General features: G+C 62.3%; 16 protein-coding genes and 1 pseudogene. 5 read left to right on the top strand and 12 right to left on the bottom strand.

Features of this window, described 5'->3' with window-relative positions; all coding sequences use genetic code 11:
• Window positions 1–21: 21 nt before the first annotated feature.
• The 7 genes and pseudogenes from O7A61_RS07655 to O7A61_RS07625 all read right to left on the bottom strand — a co-directional run bounded on the left by O7A61_RS07655 (window position 22) and on the right by O7A61_RS07625 (window position 6,324).
• On the bottom strand, window positions 22–486 hold the full coding sequence (locus tag O7A61_RS07655) for a GNAT family N-acetyltransferase (RefSeq protein WP_337129212.1): 465 nt from the start codon (window positions 484–486) through the stop codon (window positions 22–24).
• Window positions 483–893: a DUF302 domain-containing protein gene (locus O7A61_RS07650; protein WP_337129211.1), complete on the bottom strand. Its 411-nt coding sequence runs from the start codon at window positions 891–893 to the stop codon at window positions 483–485. The genes O7A61_RS07655 and O7A61_RS07650 overlap by 4 nt, the downstream gene beginning before the upstream one ends.
• Complete coding sequence (gene uvrA, locus O7A61_RS07645) at window positions 893–3,814, bottom strand: excinuclease ABC subunit UvrA (RefSeq protein ID WP_027144940.1); 2,922 nt, start codon at window positions 3,812–3,814, stop codon at window positions 893–895. The genes O7A61_RS07650 and uvrA overlap by 1 nt, the downstream gene beginning before the upstream one ends.
• A gap of 701 nt (window positions 3,815–4,515) precedes the next feature.
• On the bottom strand, window positions 4,516–4,809 hold the full coding sequence (locus tag O7A61_RS07640; RefSeq protein WP_337129210.1) for a hypothetical protein: 294 nt from the start codon (window positions 4,807–4,809) through the stop codon (window positions 4,516–4,518).
• A gap of 88 nt (window positions 4,810–4,897) precedes the next feature.
• A pseudogene (locus O7A61_RS07635) lies at window positions 4,898–5,504 on the bottom strand (ATP-dependent Clp protease proteolytic subunit).
• A gap of 23 nt (window positions 5,505–5,527) precedes the next feature.
• Window positions 5,528–6,013 carry an SRPBCC family protein gene (locus O7A61_RS07630; RefSeq protein WP_442921057.1) on the bottom strand — a complete coding sequence of 162 codons (486 nt, stop codon included), beginning with the start codon at window positions 6,011–6,013 and terminating at the stop codon, window positions 5,528–5,530.
• The gene (locus tag O7A61_RS07625) at window positions 6,010–6,324 is read right to left on the bottom strand and encodes an ArsR/SmtB family transcription factor (RefSeq protein WP_140503724.1); all 315 of its coding nucleotides are present in this window, start codon (window positions 6,322–6,324) and stop codon (window positions 6,010–6,012) included. Before O7A61_RS07625 ends, O7A61_RS07630 begins: the two co-directional genes overlap by 4 nt.
• Window positions 6,325–6,550: 226 nt before the next feature.
• Here O7A61_RS07625 and O7A61_RS07620 point away from each other — a divergent pair, with 226 nt between their 5' ends.
• Both O7A61_RS07620 and O7A61_RS07615 read left to right on the top strand, forming a co-directional pair.
• Window positions 6,551–7,075 (top strand): single-stranded DNA-binding protein, encoded by a 525-nt coding sequence (locus tag O7A61_RS07620; protein WP_337129208.1) that lies wholly within the window; start codon window positions 6,551–6,553, stop codon window positions 7,073–7,075.
• Between the two features lie 131 nt (window positions 7,076–7,206).
• Window positions 7,207–7,632 carry an OsmC family protein gene (locus O7A61_RS07615; protein ID WP_337129207.1) on the top strand — a complete coding sequence of 142 codons (426 nt, stop codon included), beginning with the start codon at window positions 7,207–7,209 and terminating at the stop codon, window positions 7,630–7,632.
• A 17-nt stretch (window positions 7,633–7,649) separates the two neighbouring features.
• On the opposite strand, the gene O7A61_RS07610 is transcribed toward O7A61_RS07615, so the two are convergent.
• The 3 genes from O7A61_RS07610 to O7A61_RS07600 all read right to left on the bottom strand — a co-directional run bounded on the left by O7A61_RS07610 (window position 7,650) and on the right by O7A61_RS07600 (window position 9,548).
• A complete protein-coding gene (locus O7A61_RS07610) occupies window positions 7,650–8,279 on the bottom strand; it encodes a MarC family protein (protein WP_140770895.1) in 630 nt (209 codons plus the stop codon).
• Between the two features lie 116 nt (window positions 8,280–8,395).
• Window positions 8,396–8,845 carry a hypothetical protein gene (locus O7A61_RS07605; protein ID WP_337129206.1) on the bottom strand — a complete coding sequence of 150 codons (450 nt, stop codon included), beginning with the start codon at window positions 8,843–8,845 and terminating at the stop codon, window positions 8,396–8,398.
• A gap of 166 nt (window positions 8,846–9,011) precedes the next feature.
• Window positions 9,012–9,548 carry a hypothetical protein gene (locus tag O7A61_RS07600; protein WP_337129205.1) on the bottom strand — a complete coding sequence of 179 codons (537 nt, stop codon included), beginning with the start codon at window positions 9,546–9,548 and terminating at the stop codon, window positions 9,012–9,014.
• An 85-nt stretch (window positions 9,549–9,633) separates the two neighbouring features.
• Here O7A61_RS07600 and O7A61_RS07595 point away from each other — a divergent pair, with 85 nt between their 5' ends.
• Window positions 9,634–10,464: a helix-turn-helix transcriptional regulator gene (locus tag O7A61_RS07595; RefSeq protein ID WP_337129204.1), complete on the top strand. Its 831-nt coding sequence runs from the start codon at window positions 9,634–9,636 to the stop codon at window positions 10,462–10,464.
• Between the two features lie 9 nt (window positions 10,465–10,473).
• Here the strand turns inward: O7A61_RS07595 and O7A61_RS07590 are convergent, their stop codons facing one another.
• Window positions 10,474–10,761 carry a SulP family inorganic anion transporter gene (locus O7A61_RS07590; protein ID WP_442921056.1) on the bottom strand — a complete coding sequence of 96 codons (288 nt, stop codon included), beginning with the start codon at window positions 10,759–10,761 and terminating at the stop codon, window positions 10,474–10,476.
• Window positions 10,762–10,986: 225 nt separating this feature from the next.
• On the opposite strand from O7A61_RS07590, the gene gyrA reads away from it, so the two are divergent.
• A complete protein-coding gene (gene gyrA, locus O7A61_RS07585; protein WP_337129203.1) occupies window positions 10,987–13,788 on the top strand; it encodes a DNA gyrase subunit A in 2,802 nt (933 codons plus the stop codon).
• 62 nt (window positions 13,789–13,850) lie between these two features.
• Here the strand turns inward: gyrA and O7A61_RS07580 are convergent, their stop codons facing one another.
• Window positions 13,851–14,003, bottom strand: coding sequence for a hypothetical protein (locus O7A61_RS07580; protein ID WP_084636784.1), 153 nt, complete (start codon window positions 14,001–14,003; stop codon window positions 13,851–13,853).
• A 195-nt stretch (window positions 14,004–14,198) separates the two neighbouring features.
• Between O7A61_RS07580 and coaD the strand changes: the two genes are divergently transcribed.
• Window positions 14,199–14,699 (top strand): pantetheine-phosphate adenylyltransferase, encoded by a 501-nt coding sequence (gene coaD, locus O7A61_RS07575; RefSeq protein ID WP_337129202.1) that lies wholly within the window; start codon window positions 14,199–14,201, stop codon window positions 14,697–14,699.
• Window positions 14,700–14,702: the final 3 nt, after the last annotated feature.

Raw genomic sequence — 14,702 nt, 5'->3', positions numbered from 1 at the left:
CTCCCAGATTTCTAAAAGCGATCAGGCTACGGTGGGCCTGTCGACGGGTTTGGCCATGTCGACCAGTATCCACCCTGGCCGATGGGGATTGGGCCGGCGACCCGTTTCACGGTAGCCATAGGCGGCGTAGAGCGCGACGTTCCGTTCCATCTTGGCGTTGGTGTAGAGCCGCACCTCCGGCAAACCCCACAGACGCGCCTGTTCATCCGCGTGATTGAGCAGTGCTATGCCGAGTTTTTTGCCCTGAAAAGCAGGGGAGACGGCGACGCTGAAGATCATGGCGTGGCCTTCATGTCGTTCAAGGACAATAAGCCCGGCGGGATCATTGCTGCTCTCAAGTAGCCAGACCTCGCCGCGCTCGATACGCGGCGCATAATCCTCGGTAACGGGGATCGGTGGCGCATCGAGCATGGCGTTGTAGGGAGCATAGGCCGCTTGCGTCAGCGCCACGATCGCGGCGAGATCTTCTGGGCCAGCGAGCCTCATGATTGATCCATTCCAGCAGCGGCCGCTATCACCTTTTCCATGCCAGCGGCAATTGCGGCGACGGCATCACGACTGGCGTCACGGAGATCGTGGCGTTCGGCGATCCAATGGGCGTCATTGTAGCAAAGCCAGACCTTGCCATGCTCATCCTCCCAGGCCAGCGCCTTCACCGGCAGGTCGATGCCGGCAAGCTGTTGGTCCTGCATCAGCGGTGTGCCGCCCTTCGGGTTGCCGAAAATCAGAAGCTCCGTCGGCCGCAGCGTGGTGCCGACATCGCGCGCGCCGGCCTGGTGATCGATGCGCGCGAACACAAGCAGTCCCGCGCGCTTGACCACCTCAGCCAGGCGGTCGATGGTTTCGGTCACGCCAAAGCGGCTCTGGACCGTGATGAGACCATCCTCTGTCATCACTCCGCCGCTTCGCGCTTGCCTCCAGGGCGCCGCTCCAGAAGCTCCTTGAGGAACTGGCCGGTGTAGCTGCGCTTCTCGCGCACGATGGCTTCCGGAGTGCCGGAGGCGACCAGTTCGCCGCCGCCATCACCGCCTTCGGGCCCGAGGTCGAGCACCCAGTCGGCGGTTTTTATCACTTCGAGATTGTGCTCGATGACGACCACCGTGTTGCCCTGGTCGACAAGTTCGTGCAGCACTTCCAACAATTTGGCGACGTCGTGGAAGTGCAGGCCGGTGGTCGGCTCATCGAGGATGTAGAGCGTCTTGCCGGTTGCCTTGCGCGACAGTTCCTTTGCCAGCTTGATGCGCTGCGCCTCGCCGCCGGACAGCGTCGTCGCCTGCTGGCCGATATGGATGTAACCGAGGCCGACCTGCTTCAGCGTCTCCAGCTTGTCGCGCACGCCAGGCACGGCGGCGAAGAAGTCGACGCCTTCCTCGACCGTCATGTCGAGCACGTCGGCGATCGACTTGCCCTTGAACAGGACGTCGAGCGTCTCTCTGTTGTAGCGCTTGCCGTGGCAGACGTCGCAGGTGACGTAGACGTCGGGCAAAAAATGCATCTCGATTTTGATGACGCCGTCGCCCTGGCAGGCCTCGCAGCGGCCGCCCTTGACGTTGAAGGAGAAACGGCCCGGCTGATAGCCGCGCGCCTTCGCTTCGGGAAGACCCGCGAACCAGTCACGGATCGGCGTGAAGGCGCCAGTGTAGGTGGCGGGGTTCGAACGCGGGGTCCGCCCAATCGGCGACTGGTCTATGTCGATGACCTTGTCGAGGAATTCCAGCCCCTCGATGCGGTCATGCTCGGCCGGATGCTCGCGCGAGCCCATGATGCGGCGCGAGGCCGCCTTGAACAGCGTCTCGATCAGGAAGGTCGACTTGCCGCCACCCGACACGCCGGTGACGGCGGTGAAGGTGCCGAGCGGGATCTCGGCGGTGACATTCTTCAGATTGTTGCCGCGCGCGCCGACGATCTTCAGCCGCCGGTTCTTCTTGGCTTCGCGGCGCACGCCAGGCGTTGCCACTTCGAGCGCGCCCGACAGATATTTGCCGGTGATCGAATTGGGGTTGGCCATCACCTGCTGCGGCGTGCCCTGGGCGATGATCTCGCCGCCATGGATGCCGGCGGCCGGGCCCATATCGACGACATAGTCGGCATGCAGGATGGCGTCCTCGTCATGCTCGACGACGATCACCGTGTTGCCGATGTCGCGCAGATGCTTGAGCGTGTCGAGCAGGCGCGTGTTGTCGCGCTGGTGCAGGCCGATCGACGGCTCGTCCAGCACATAGAGCACGCCGGTCAGCCCAGAGCCGATCTGCGAGGCCAGCCGGATGCGTTGGCTTTCGCCGCCCGACAGCGTGCCGGAATTGCGCGACAAAGTGAGATAGTCGAGCCCGACATCGTTGAGGAAGCGCAGGCGTTCGCGGATTTCCTTCAAGACGCGGACAGCGATCTCGTTCTGCTTGTCGTTGAGCTGCGCCGGCAGGTCGGTGAACCACTTGTCGGCGTTGCGGATCGACTGTTCCGTCACCTCGCCAATGTGCTTGCCGGCGATCTTCACCGCCAACGCTTCGGGCTTCAGCCGGTAGCCCTTGCAGACCGGGCAGGGCGTCGCCGACATGAAGCGCTCGATTTCTTCGCGCATCCAGGCGGATTCGGTCTCTTTCCAACGCCGTTCGAGATTGGGGATGACGCCTTCGAAGGTCTTGGTGGTCTTGTAGGAGCGCAGGCCGTCATCATACTGGAAGGTGATCTCGCGTTCGCCGGTGCCGCGCAGGATCGCCTCCTGGGCTTGCGCGGAAAGATCCTTGAACTTGTCGCCGAGCTTGAAGTCGTACGCCTTGCCCAACGCCTCGAGCGTCTGCGAGTAATAGGGCGAGGTCGATTTCGCCCACGGGCTGACGGCGCCGTCGCGCAGCGAGACGTTCTCGTCGGGCACCACGAGGTTGGGGTCGATCGCGCGCTGGCTGCCGAGACCGTCACAGGTCGGGCAGGCGCCGAACGGGTTGTTGAAGGAGAACAGCCTGGGCTCGATTTCCGGAATGGTGAAGCCGGAGACCGGGCAAGCGAACTTTTCCGAGAACAGGATGCGCTCATGCGTCTCGTTCTTCGACTTGTTGACCGAATCCTCGCCGGTCTGGCTAGCGTCGAGCGGCTTGTCGGCGAACTCGGCCACCGCCAGCCCTTCGGCCAGCTTCAGCGCCGTCTCGATGGAGTCGGCGAGACGCGTGGCAAGGTCGCCGCGCACGACGATGCGGTCGACGACGACGTCGATGTCGTGCTTGTATTTCTTGTCCAGCGCCGGCACGTCGGCGATTTCGTAAAAGACGCCGTCGACCTTGACGCGCTGGAACCCTTTCTTCTGCAACTCCAGCAGTTCCTTGCGGTATTCGCCCTTGCGGCCGCGCACGATGGGCGCCAGCAAGAACAGGCGCGTGCCTTCCTCGACCGCCAGTACCCGGTCGACCATCTGGCTGACCGTCTGGCTCTCGATCGGCAGGCCGGTGGCCGGCGAATAGGGCACACCGACACGGGCAAACAGAAGCCGCATATAGTCGTAGATTTCAGTGACGGTGCCGACCGTCGAACGCGGGTTCTTCGACGTGGTCTTCTGCTCGATGGAGATAGCCGGCGACAGGCCGTCGATCTGGTCGACGTCGGGCTTCTGCATCATTTCGAGGAATTGCCGGGCATAAGCCGAGAGGCTCTCGACATAGCGACGCTGGCCTTCGGCATAGATGGTGTCGAAGGCCAGCGACGATTTGCCGGAGCCCGACAGGCCGGTCATGACGATCAGGCTGTCACGCGGCAGGTCGAGATCGACGTTCTTCAGATTGTGTTCGCGCGCCCCGCGAATGGAAAGGAATTTATGGTCGGCCATCGCCGGTCGCCGCCTCAGATCTGGAATTCGTGGGATTGGCGGGTTTTCCCAGCCATCCCCTATGTAGGTCTTTTTGCCGCCACGTCGAGAGACGCCGCAACTCCCGACAGAAGTCGTTTAACCGTCTTTCGCGCAAAGGGGCAAGCGGAAAGAACAAAGGCCGAACACGCTCCTGACAAAGCTGTGCGGAAACTGACCTGGACGTAACCTCCCGGTGATCACATTTTTCCGTAACCGGCTATTGATGGTTGACGCGGCCAACTCACGGGAGCAGTCTTCGGAAGTCAGCGAAGCCGGCCGTCTTTCGATGGCCTCGCCGCCCCAAGGTGGCCTGCGAGACGCCGCAGGCATTTGCGATTTGCGCTTCGCCACGACGATGTCGCAACGGACACAGGAGCGGAGCATGACGCCACCGGATAGTCCCCCAGGGCTTCAGTTGTCACTGGAGCCGCGGCAGGCATAAGTGCCAGAGGCAGGCGTTTGCGCCACCCGACAAACCGTGACCTGCCGTATCCCTCAAAATCAGAGACTATTGGTCGGATCGTCGGCTGAATGCCGCGAAGCATCCGAACTCAAACGCCGGCAGTACACTCCCGGCAAGTATGGATTAAAAATCCAAAAAAGCCCCGTCCGTTTGCCCAAGGCACGGCGGGGCTGTTCTTTTTGGGCGAGGGCTTGAGTTCGCGGGCCCCGATCTCTGCCTATCTGGGCGGCTTGATCCCGCCAACTCCGACATCGACGGTGATGCTGCCGGAAATCCTGACATCGGTATTGCCGATCTTGAACTGCCCATTGCCGCTGCTGGGGAGCGCGTCGTCGGGTTCGGGCACCGGGGCCGGCTTGGCGATGCGATAGTCGCCGGTTACGCCGGGCAGGGCGCTTTGCGCTGACGACGAAGCGTCGTCGGCAAGTGCCGAACTGGACGCAAGGCCGACGATGGCGAGCGCCATGGCGGCTGTGGCGCGGTGCGATGTGGATCGATGAGTGCCGGTCATCCCCCTTTTATAGGGACCTACCGCCACCGGAACCAGACCGGTATCGTCAAATCTTCGACAAGCAGCAGGATCTAATCTGACCCTGGTCCTACGCCGCCTTTTTGCGGGTGTCGAAAACATGGTCGACAATGCCCCATGCCTGGGCCTCGCGGGCCGTCATGAAATGGTCGCGGTCGAGCGTGCGCTCGACCTCTTCATAGCTGCGGCCGCAATGCTGGGCGTAGAGTTCGGTCATATGGCGTTTGGTCTGGCCGATGCGTTCGGCGTGCCGCTGGATGTCGGAAGCCTGGCCCTGGAAGCCGCCCAGCGGCTGATGCAGCAGGATGGTGGCGTTCGGCAGCGCGATGCGGCGCCCGGCCGTGCCTGCCATCAGCAGGAACGATCCCATCGATGCGGCAAAGCCCATGCACACGGTCGAGACCGGGCAGCTGATATATTGCATCGTGTCGTAGATGGCGAAGCCGCTGGTCACCATGCCACCAGGTGAGTTGATGTAGAGCGAGATCTCCTTCTCGGGATTGTCCGATTCCAGCGACAAAAGCTGCGCGCAGACCAGCGCCGAGACGTCGTCGTTGATCTCGCCGTTGACGAAGACGATGCGCTCGCGCAGCAGTCGCGAAAAAATGTCGAAGGCACGTTCGCCGCGGCTCGATTGCTCGATCACCATCGGGCACAAGGCTGGCAACACCACTCATTTCTCTTCTCCGAATTTCCGTGTTCAGGCCGCGCGCGACAGCAGAAGGCGTGGTGTGTTCGCGGCGATAGGCTTTCCGGCCCCGCACAGCGAAAGCCGGCAGCCGACGCCCGCCATGGCCACGGCAGGCATCGCCTTGCGAGCAAAGCCGTCATGGACGATGCGCAGATGCGTGCCGCCGGAAACCGTACGGGCGAGTGTGAAGGTGACGGTGCTGTCGAGTGGGTGCGCCGCATCGTCGGACTGCTCGCGCCAGGAATAGCGCAGCAGGCGCTCGGGCTCGGCGTCGAGGATCTCGCATTCGATCGGCGCGTCAGGCCCGGCGAAGGCGAAGCGGCTGCCGGTCCGCGGCCTGATGTCGTTGGGCATCATCCAGGCGGCGAGCAATTCCGGCACCGTCAGCGCCCGCCAAACCTTTTCCGGCGGCTCGGCAAGGTCGTATTCGAATTCGAGCGCATCTGGAGCGACCTTGGTTTGGTTTGCGTCTTTCATTGATCCACCGTTTTTCATTGGTCCATGTCCTTCAAAACGGCCTTCAGCTTTTCGATGCGTTCCGGCCAGAACGTCCGATAGCGTTCAATCCAGGAGAGCAGCGGAGCAAGTCCCTGCGGATCGGCGCGATAATAGGCGTTGCGGCCGGCCCGCCGCTCGACCACCAGGCCAGCGCCGCGCAACACCGCCAGATGCTGGGAGACGGCCGGCTGCGATACCGTCAGGCCGCTGCGCAGTTCCGACACGCTCATCTCGCTCGCCGCGAGACGCTCGAAGACGGCGCGGCGCGTCGGGTCGGCCAGGGCGCGGAAAATCTCTGCTTCGATCATGACAAAAACATAAGTCGATACTTATCGATTTGGCAAGCGCTGTTTTGAGACCCATATGTTTCGTTCGGGCATTGCTGCCATTCCTTGACAATCAGCGGCGGTGCATATAGGAACGAAAAGGGAACAAAAACCTTGTGGGAAAAGCCAGCCTTGGCAGGCGGCCGACGTCGGTAGCCTGTAAGGTGCTGCGACAAAAATTTGTTTCGGATGAGCGCGGAGAAATATCATGGCGGGTAGCGTCAATAAGGTCATTCTGGTCGGCAATCTCGGCGCGGACCCTGAAATCCGCCGCCTGAATTCGGGCGAGCCGGTCGTCAACATCCGCATCGCCACATCGGAAAGCTGGCGCGACAAGAATTCCGGCGAGCGCAAGGAAAAGACCGAGTGGCATAACGTCGTCATCTTCAATGAGGGCATTGCCAAGGTGGCCGAGCAATATCTGAAGAAGGGCATGAAGGTTTATGTCGAGGGCCAGTTGCAGACGCGCAAATGGCAGGACCAGACCGGTGCCGACAAATACACGACCGAAGTCGTGCTGCAGAAATTCCGTGGCGAACTGCAGATGCTCGACGCGCGCGGCCAGGGTGAGGGCGGTCAGGTCGGCGGCTACAGCGGTGGCGGCAGCAGCCGTGGCTCGGATTTCGGCCAGTCGGGCCCGAACGAAGGTTTTAGCCGTGGCGGCGGTGGCGGTTCCAAAGGGGGCGGTGGCGGTGGCTCGTCGCGCGAGCTGGACGACGAGATCCCGTTCTGATCGGAAGCCATACCAAACGGCGAATGCTTGTTGCTTGAGATGCCCCGAGGGTCCTGCACGGACTTTCGGGGTTTTGCATTGTTGATTTTGAGCCGACAGTCGGCGCGATCGACGACTGAAAGGACGGAGCGATGAAGGCACGTGTCAAATGGGTCGAGGAGCGCACCTTTGTCGGCGAATCCGGCAGCGGCCACAAGGTCGTGCTGGGCACGGCGTCCAGCCCGGAAGGCAAAACGCCGGGACCGAGCCCGATGGAGCTGGTGCTGATCGGCACCGGCGGCTGCTCGGCCTATGACGTCGTGCACATCCTCGAGAAGGGGCGCGAGGCGGTCGAGGACTGCGTGGTCGAACTCGACGCCGACCGGGCCGAGACCGACCCGAAAGTGTTTACCCGCATCCACATGCATTTCATCGTCAAGGGCCGTGCGCTGTCGCGCGACAAGGTCAAGCGCGCGATCGATCTTTCGATCGACAAATATTGCTCGGCTTCCGCCATGATGGCCAAGACGGCCACGCTTACCCATGATTTCGAGATCGTCGATACGGCGGCGAAGTAGGATGAGCGTTATACCGCTCAGCCGGCCATCAACGCCTTGATGCCATCGGCCACGAACTGTACCGCCAGCGCCGCCAGGATGACGCCGAGCAGGCGGGTCAGGATCGAGCGGCCGGTCTGGCCGAGGATGCGGTCGATGCGTTCCGACAGCACGAACACCAGATAGGTTATGACGAGGCAGACGAAAATGATGCCGACCAGGGCCGCCTGCGCGGCAAAGCCCTGAAACGAGCCGGAGAGCAGCACCGTCGCTGAAATCGCGCCAGGCCCGGCGATCAGTGGGATCGCCAGCGGGAAGGCGGCGATGTTGTGGATCATGTCCTTGGTGATGGCGACGTCGCCGATCTTCTCCTTACGGTCCTGCCGGCGCTCGAAGACCATTTCGAAGGCGATGAAGAACAGCAGGAACCCGCCGGCGACGCGGAACGCCGGCAGGGTGATGCCGAACACCGACAGGATAGAGGCGCCGGCCAGCGCAAACAGCGCCATCACCAGAAAACCGATGATCGAGGCGCGGACGGAAACTTGGCTGCGCTCCTCGCGATTCATGCCGCGTGTGACGGCCAGGAACAGAGGCGCCAGGCCGGGCGGATCGATGGTCACGAGAATGGTGACGAAGGCATTGAACAGGCTGTCGAAACTCGGCATCGCTGACCCTCCCACCGGGCCAGGCCCGTACCCGCATTGGTAGAGCAAAGCCCGGTCGGTGGGAACTGTCGGAGGGCCGGAGACTTCGATGCGGTATGGCGCACGTCGAAACGGATTCAGGCGACGCGCTTCGTCCGGTGGGCTAAATGTTCATAGGTGATTTGCCAAGGGTCGCTCTCGGAAGGTCTTTCCTCGCCGATCCAATGGAAGCTGTTGGCTGTGATCTCGGTGAAACGCCATCGAGTTTGCAGACCGCGCGAGTCCTCGCCGATCTGGACAATGTCCTTACCCTCGGCCCGCCCGATCTGGCGCGAGTAATCTTGGTTGAGCGGATCATTCCAGATGATGTGCCAGCCACCGATCCCAGGATCGAAGATGCGCAAAGTCGTGCCATACATAGTGGGCCGCGCAGGGCGCCTGGGCCTGATCCAGATGTCCTGAATCGCACGGCCTCCGAGCACCCAGCCGAAATGGCATTCACCGGTCCATTTCTGGATCATGCCGTCGTCAAGGTGGCGGACCGTGTCCATTTCCCAGCTTCCGATCAGCCATCCATAGAGGTCCATGTCTTTCGCTCGGTCGGCTGTGGGAGCTTCGGATACGAGAGCAGTGAGAAACGAAGAAATCGCCATGGTCACGAGGCCCTTTCGCATCTGGTACATTGGGCGTCGCGGACACCTATCGAGACATGATCGCACATGTTTTCCTCCATTCTTACAATGTATTACAGCCTCATCTTGTCGCCATCCGCCGTGCCAGGAACTCGACTTCCAACCGCCATGTCGCACCCTTGTCGTGCGAGCGCTCGCCAAGCCATCGGAAGGAATTCTCCGTGATCCGCGAAAAGCTCCAGCGCACGGAGGAGCCGGTGTCATCGGCGCCGACCTGCACGATGGTGTCGCCTTCGGCGCGGCCGAACTGGCGGCTGAAATACTGGTTGCGCGGGTCGCTCCAGAAAATGTGCCAGGCGTCGACGCCGGGGTCATAGACCCGCAGCGTCGTGCCGTAAAAGGTCCATTTGCCGAGCGACGGCGAGGGGCCGGCGTCACGTGCGGGCAGGATCCAGACATCCTGGATGGCGCGGCCTTCCAGAACCCAGCCGAAATGCACCTCGCCACGTCCGGTCAGCACCGTGCCGTCCTCGAGATGGCGCGAGGCGTCAAACGTCCAGGCACCGACGAAGCGGCCGTAAAGGTTCAGTTTTTCGGCAAGCCCTTCCATCGGTCCGGGACTGTGCAAGGCTTCGGCAAATGAGGATTGGTCGAACATGGCAGCGGCCTCTTCTTGTCAGGAGACCGCCAAGAATAAGTGCTGGCAGGGTTCTGGGCTTGGGAAAAATTGCTATATTTCGGCCATGACGGCGACCGCGGATACCCTTGCATCCGGACCCGGTTGGCACGTGGCGGATGTAATCTGCACGGCCAGCGCCGGCGATCGGCCATTCGAGGAAGCGCATCGGGATTTCTGCGTTGCGGCCGTCACCAGCGGCTCGTTCCGCTACCGCGCGCAGCAAGGCACGGCAGTGCTCGCGCCAGGCAGCCTCCTGCTCGGCAATTCCGGCACATGCTACGAATGCGGGCACGAGCATGGCAATGGCGACCGTTGCCTCTCCTTCCATTTCGGGTCGGCCTATATGGACCGGATCGTGGCCGACGTGCCGGGCGCCAGGACGCTCAGCTTCGCGGCGCCACGCCTGCCGCCGTTACAGGCCTTGGCGCCGCTGCTGGCCGAGGCGGAAGCCGCGCGCGACATGGCCGACACGGACGCATTCGAGGAACTCGCCCTGCGCGTCGCGGGTGCCGCCGTGGCAACGCTCTCCGGCGACACGCATGCCGGGTGCGATCCAAGCCGCCGCGACCAGAAAAGGGTTGCCGAGGCGGTGCGGCGGATCGAACTGGATGCCGACGGGCCGATCTCGCTTCCGGCGTTGGCGGATGAGACCGCGACCAGTCCCTATCATTTCCTGCGCACCTTCCGGCAGGTCGCCGGCATGACGCCCTATCAGTACCTGCTCAGGACCCGGTTGCATCGCGCGGCGGTGCGATTGCGCACGTCCAACGATGCCATCTCGGCAATTGCTTTCGAGGCCGGCTTCAACGATCTGTCGACGTTCAATCGCCGGTTTCGGCGTGTCATGGGCGAGACGCCGGGCCGCTCTCGCGCCAGGCGCGCGGGCCGCGGCTGAAAAATCGCGTCACACCCGCGGCATCAGTCCATGATCGGCCCGCATGGCGAGGCCCACGGCAAACAGTGGCGTGATCGTCGAATCCGCGCCCGCCGAAAGGTGGCGATTGGCGCCGAACAGGGCAAACGCCACCGAACCGGCGACAAAGGCGAAAAAGCCGAGCTCGGGAGCAAAACCGCCGAGCCTGGCTGTCGCCATCTGTTCGGGAATAGCGGTCGCGGCCAGTGTCACGCCCGCGATCAGATCACCATTGAGATCCCGGGCCTGCCAGCCGCTCAGCGCCGGAAAGGCAGCCATAGGCTCCAATTCATGGTGATCGCGGCTTTTTGCTTGGGGAGTTGGTCCATTGCCGGCTTTTGCCTTGGCGGCGGCGAAAAGCATAATGGCCATATCGTCGCAATTAGCGGTATCCTTTTGAAATTACCACCGAAAATGACACTGGAAAAGTGCCGTGAACGTTGGAGTTTCGGCCGTGCTTCCTATATAAGCGGGCAGTGATTCCTGATTAGATTGTGATACGATTTGACCGACCAAAAGACACCGCGCGGCGCCGACGGCGGGCCCACCGGCATCGAACCCATCTCCATCATCGAGGAGATGCAGAGTTCTTACCTCTCTTACGCCATGAGCGTGATCGTCAGCCGTGCGTTGCCGGATGTGCGCGATGGCCTGAAGCCGGTGCACCGCCGCATTCTCTATGCGGCGCATGAGAGCGGCTACCACTGGAATCGCAAATATGTGAAATCGGCGCGTCCGGTAGCCGACGTGATGGGTAAATACCATCCGCATGGCGATGCCTCGATCTATGACGCCTTGGTGCGCATGGCGCAGGATTGGTCGCTGCGCGTGCCGCTGATCGACGGGCAAGGCAATTTCGGCTCGATCGATGGCGATCCGCCGGCGGCCATGCGCTATACCGAATCGCGCCTGACCAAGGTCGCGCACGAACTTCTGGAGGATATCGACAAGGACACCGTCGATTTCCAGGACACTTATGATGCTTCGGACACCGAGCCGAAGGTTCTGCCGGCGCGCTTTCCCAATCTGCTGGTCAACGGCTCGGGCGGCATTGCCGTCGGCATGGCCACCAACATCCCACCGCACAATCTCGGTGAAGTCTGCAACGCCGCCATTGCCGTCATCGACAATCCGGCGATCGATCTGCCGGCGCTGATGGAGATCATTCCAGGCCCCGATTTCCCGACCGGCGGCATCGTGCTTGGCCGCTCCGGCATCTATAGCGCCTATTCCACCGGCCGCGGCTCCATCGTCATGCGCGGCAAGGTCAACATCGAACAGCGCGGCAACGACCGCGAATCGATCATCATCACCGAGGTTCCCTACCAGGTGAACAAGGCGTCGATGATCGAGAAGATGGCCGAACTGGTGCGCGACAAGCGCGTCGAGGGCATTTCGGACATCCGCGACGAAAGCGACCGTCAGGGTTATCGCGTCGTCATCGAGCTCAAGCGCGACGCCGTTGCCGACGTTGTCCTCAACCAGCTCTACCGGTTCACGCCGCTGCAGACGTCCTTCGGCGCCAACATGGTGGCGCTAAACGGCGGCAAGCCGGAGCTGCTGAACCTGACCGACATGCTGACGGCCTTCGTCACCTTCCGCGAGGAGGTGATCAGCCGGCGGACAAAGTTCCTGCTCCGCAAGGCGCGCGACCGCGCCCATGTGCTGGTTGGTCTGGCCATCGCCGTCGCCAACATCGATGAAGTGATCAAGCTTATCCGCACCGCGCCGGATCCGCAGACGGCGCGCGAGCAGTTGATGGAGCGGCGCTGGCCTTCGGGTGACGTTGAATCGCTGATCCTTCTGATCGACGATCCGCGCCACCGCATCAACGAGGACGGCACCTACAATCTGTCCGAGGAACAGGCGCGCGCCATCCTCGAACTGCGCCTGCAGCGCCTGACCGCGCTCGGCCGCGACGAAATCGCCGATGAGTTGAACACGATCGGCGACGAGATCAAGGACTACCTCGACATCCTGTCGTCTCGCGCGCGTATCCAGCAGATCGTCAAGGACGAACTCGCCGCCGTGCGCGACGAGTTCGGCACGCCGCGCCGCACCGAACTCACCGACGGCGGCGCGGACATGGAAGACGAGGACCTGATCCAGCGCGAGGACATGGTCGTGACGGTGAGCCATTCCGGCTACATCAAGCGCGTGCCGCTTTCGCTGTACCGGGCGCAGCGCCGCGGCGGCAAGGGCCGCTCCGGCATGTCGACCAAGGAAGAGGATTTCGTCACCCGGCTGTTCGTCGCCAACACCCACACGCCGGTGCTGTTCTTCTCCTCGCGCGGCATCGTCTACAAGGAAAAGGTCTGGCGCCTGCCGATCGGCAACCCGCAGTCACGCGGCAAGGCACTGATCAATATGCTGCCGCTGGAGCAGGGCGAGCGCATCACCACGATCTTGCCGCTGCCCGAGGACGAGACGAGCTGGGGCGAACTCGACGTGATGTTCGCCACCACGCGCGGCACCGTGCGCCGCAACAAACTGTCCGACTTCGTACAGGTCAACCGCAACGGCAAGATCGCCATGAAGCTGGAGGAGGAGGGCGACGAAATCCTCGGCGTCGAGACCTGCACCGACAATGACGACGTGCTTCTGACGGCGAATTCGGGTCAGTGCATTCGCTTCTCGGTCGGCGACGTGCGCGTCTTCCAGAGCCGGAACTCCGTCGGCGTGCGCGGCATAACCATGGCCGGGACCGACCGCATCATCTCCATGTCGGTGATAGAGCATGTCGATGCTTCACCGGCGGAACGCGCCGCTTACCTCAAGCGGGCGGCGTCGGAGCGGCGGCTTGCCGCCGAGACGGCTGGAGAGGAAGAAGAGATCGCGCTCACCAATGAGGAGATCGGCGAGGAGACAGAGCTGCCAGACGATCGCTACGAATTCCTCAAGGCGCACGAGCAGTACGTGCTGACGGTGACCGAATATGGTTACGGCAAGCGTTCGTCGTCCTACGATTTCCGGCTGACCGGTCGTGGCGGCAAGGGCATCCGCGCCACCGACGTCTCGAAAACAGCCGAAATCGGCCAGTTGGTGGCAACCTTCCCGGTCGGCAACGACGATCAGATCATGCTGGTGTCGGACGGTGGCACCGTCATTCGGGTGCCAGTCAACGGCATCCGTTTCGCCAGCCGCGCCACCAAGGGCGTGACCATCTTCAACACGGCTGAAGGTGAAAAGGTGGTTTCGGTCGAGCGGATTTCGGAGCCGCAATCGGACGAGGAAACGGAAGAGGCCGTCGAGGGTGGCGCGGAGTCGGATTCAACGACTGACAGCGGTCCGGATAGCGCCGAATAGTCCCTGAAGCAGGCTTGACATACGCCGGCTGATGGCCGGCGTGGCAGCAAGTCGAGGCTGATTTAGTAGTGACGATACGGCTTGCGCGAGCCAAAGCCTTCGAAGCGCTTGGTAGTTGCCTTGACGCGGATGCGCTGTGCCTCCTGGTGCAGCCCGAATACTGTGGCGATCAGCATGGCGACGGTCATCGCGGTGGCGAGCATGTAGATCAGCATGTGCGTGTTCTCCTGCGCCTTACAAACGGATATATGGGACTTTGGTTTCATCTTATTAAGGGTGGAACCTAGTGAACGCTGCGTGAAGGCTGCGTGATCAGCGTATTCATCTGTCGTTCATGTGCCGGAAAAGGTTCACGGGCCACCTGCCAATCGGATTTGCCTTTGTGAGAGAGGCTCGCTAGAAGCTCCCGCATGACCGAACGCATCGCCCTTTATGCCGGCTCCTTCGACCCGCTGACCAACGGCCATCTCGATGTGCTGAAAGCGTCGCTGGCGGTTGCCGACATCGTTTATGCCGCGATCGGCATTCATCCGGGCAAGAAGCCGCTGTTTTCCTTCGAAGAGCGGGTGCGGTTGATCGAAGCCGCCACGAAAGCCGAATTCGGCCGCGACGGCGTCCGCATCAAAGTGGTTGCTTTCGATGGGCTGGTGATCGATGCCGCCAGAAGAGAAGGCGCCTCGATCATGATCCGCGGTCTGCGCGACGGCACCGATCTCGACTACGAAATGCAGATGGCCGGCATGAACGAAACCATGGCGCCTGAGTTGCAGACGGTTTTCCTGCCCGCCAGCCCATCGGTGCGCACCATTACCGCCACACTTGTGCGCCAGATAGCCTCGATGGGTGGCGACATCCGCCCCTTCGTGCCGGCGGCCGTGGCCGGTGCGCTCACCGCAAAATTCGCGAAATAAGCC

The organism is Mesorhizobium sp. Cs1321R2N1 (assembly GCF_037179725.1).
Classification (GTDB): Bacteria; Pseudomonadota; Alphaproteobacteria; order Rhizobiales; family Rhizobiaceae; genus Mesorhizobium; species Mesorhizobium salmacidum.
This window is presented reverse-complemented; position numbering and strand designations above follow the sequence as displayed.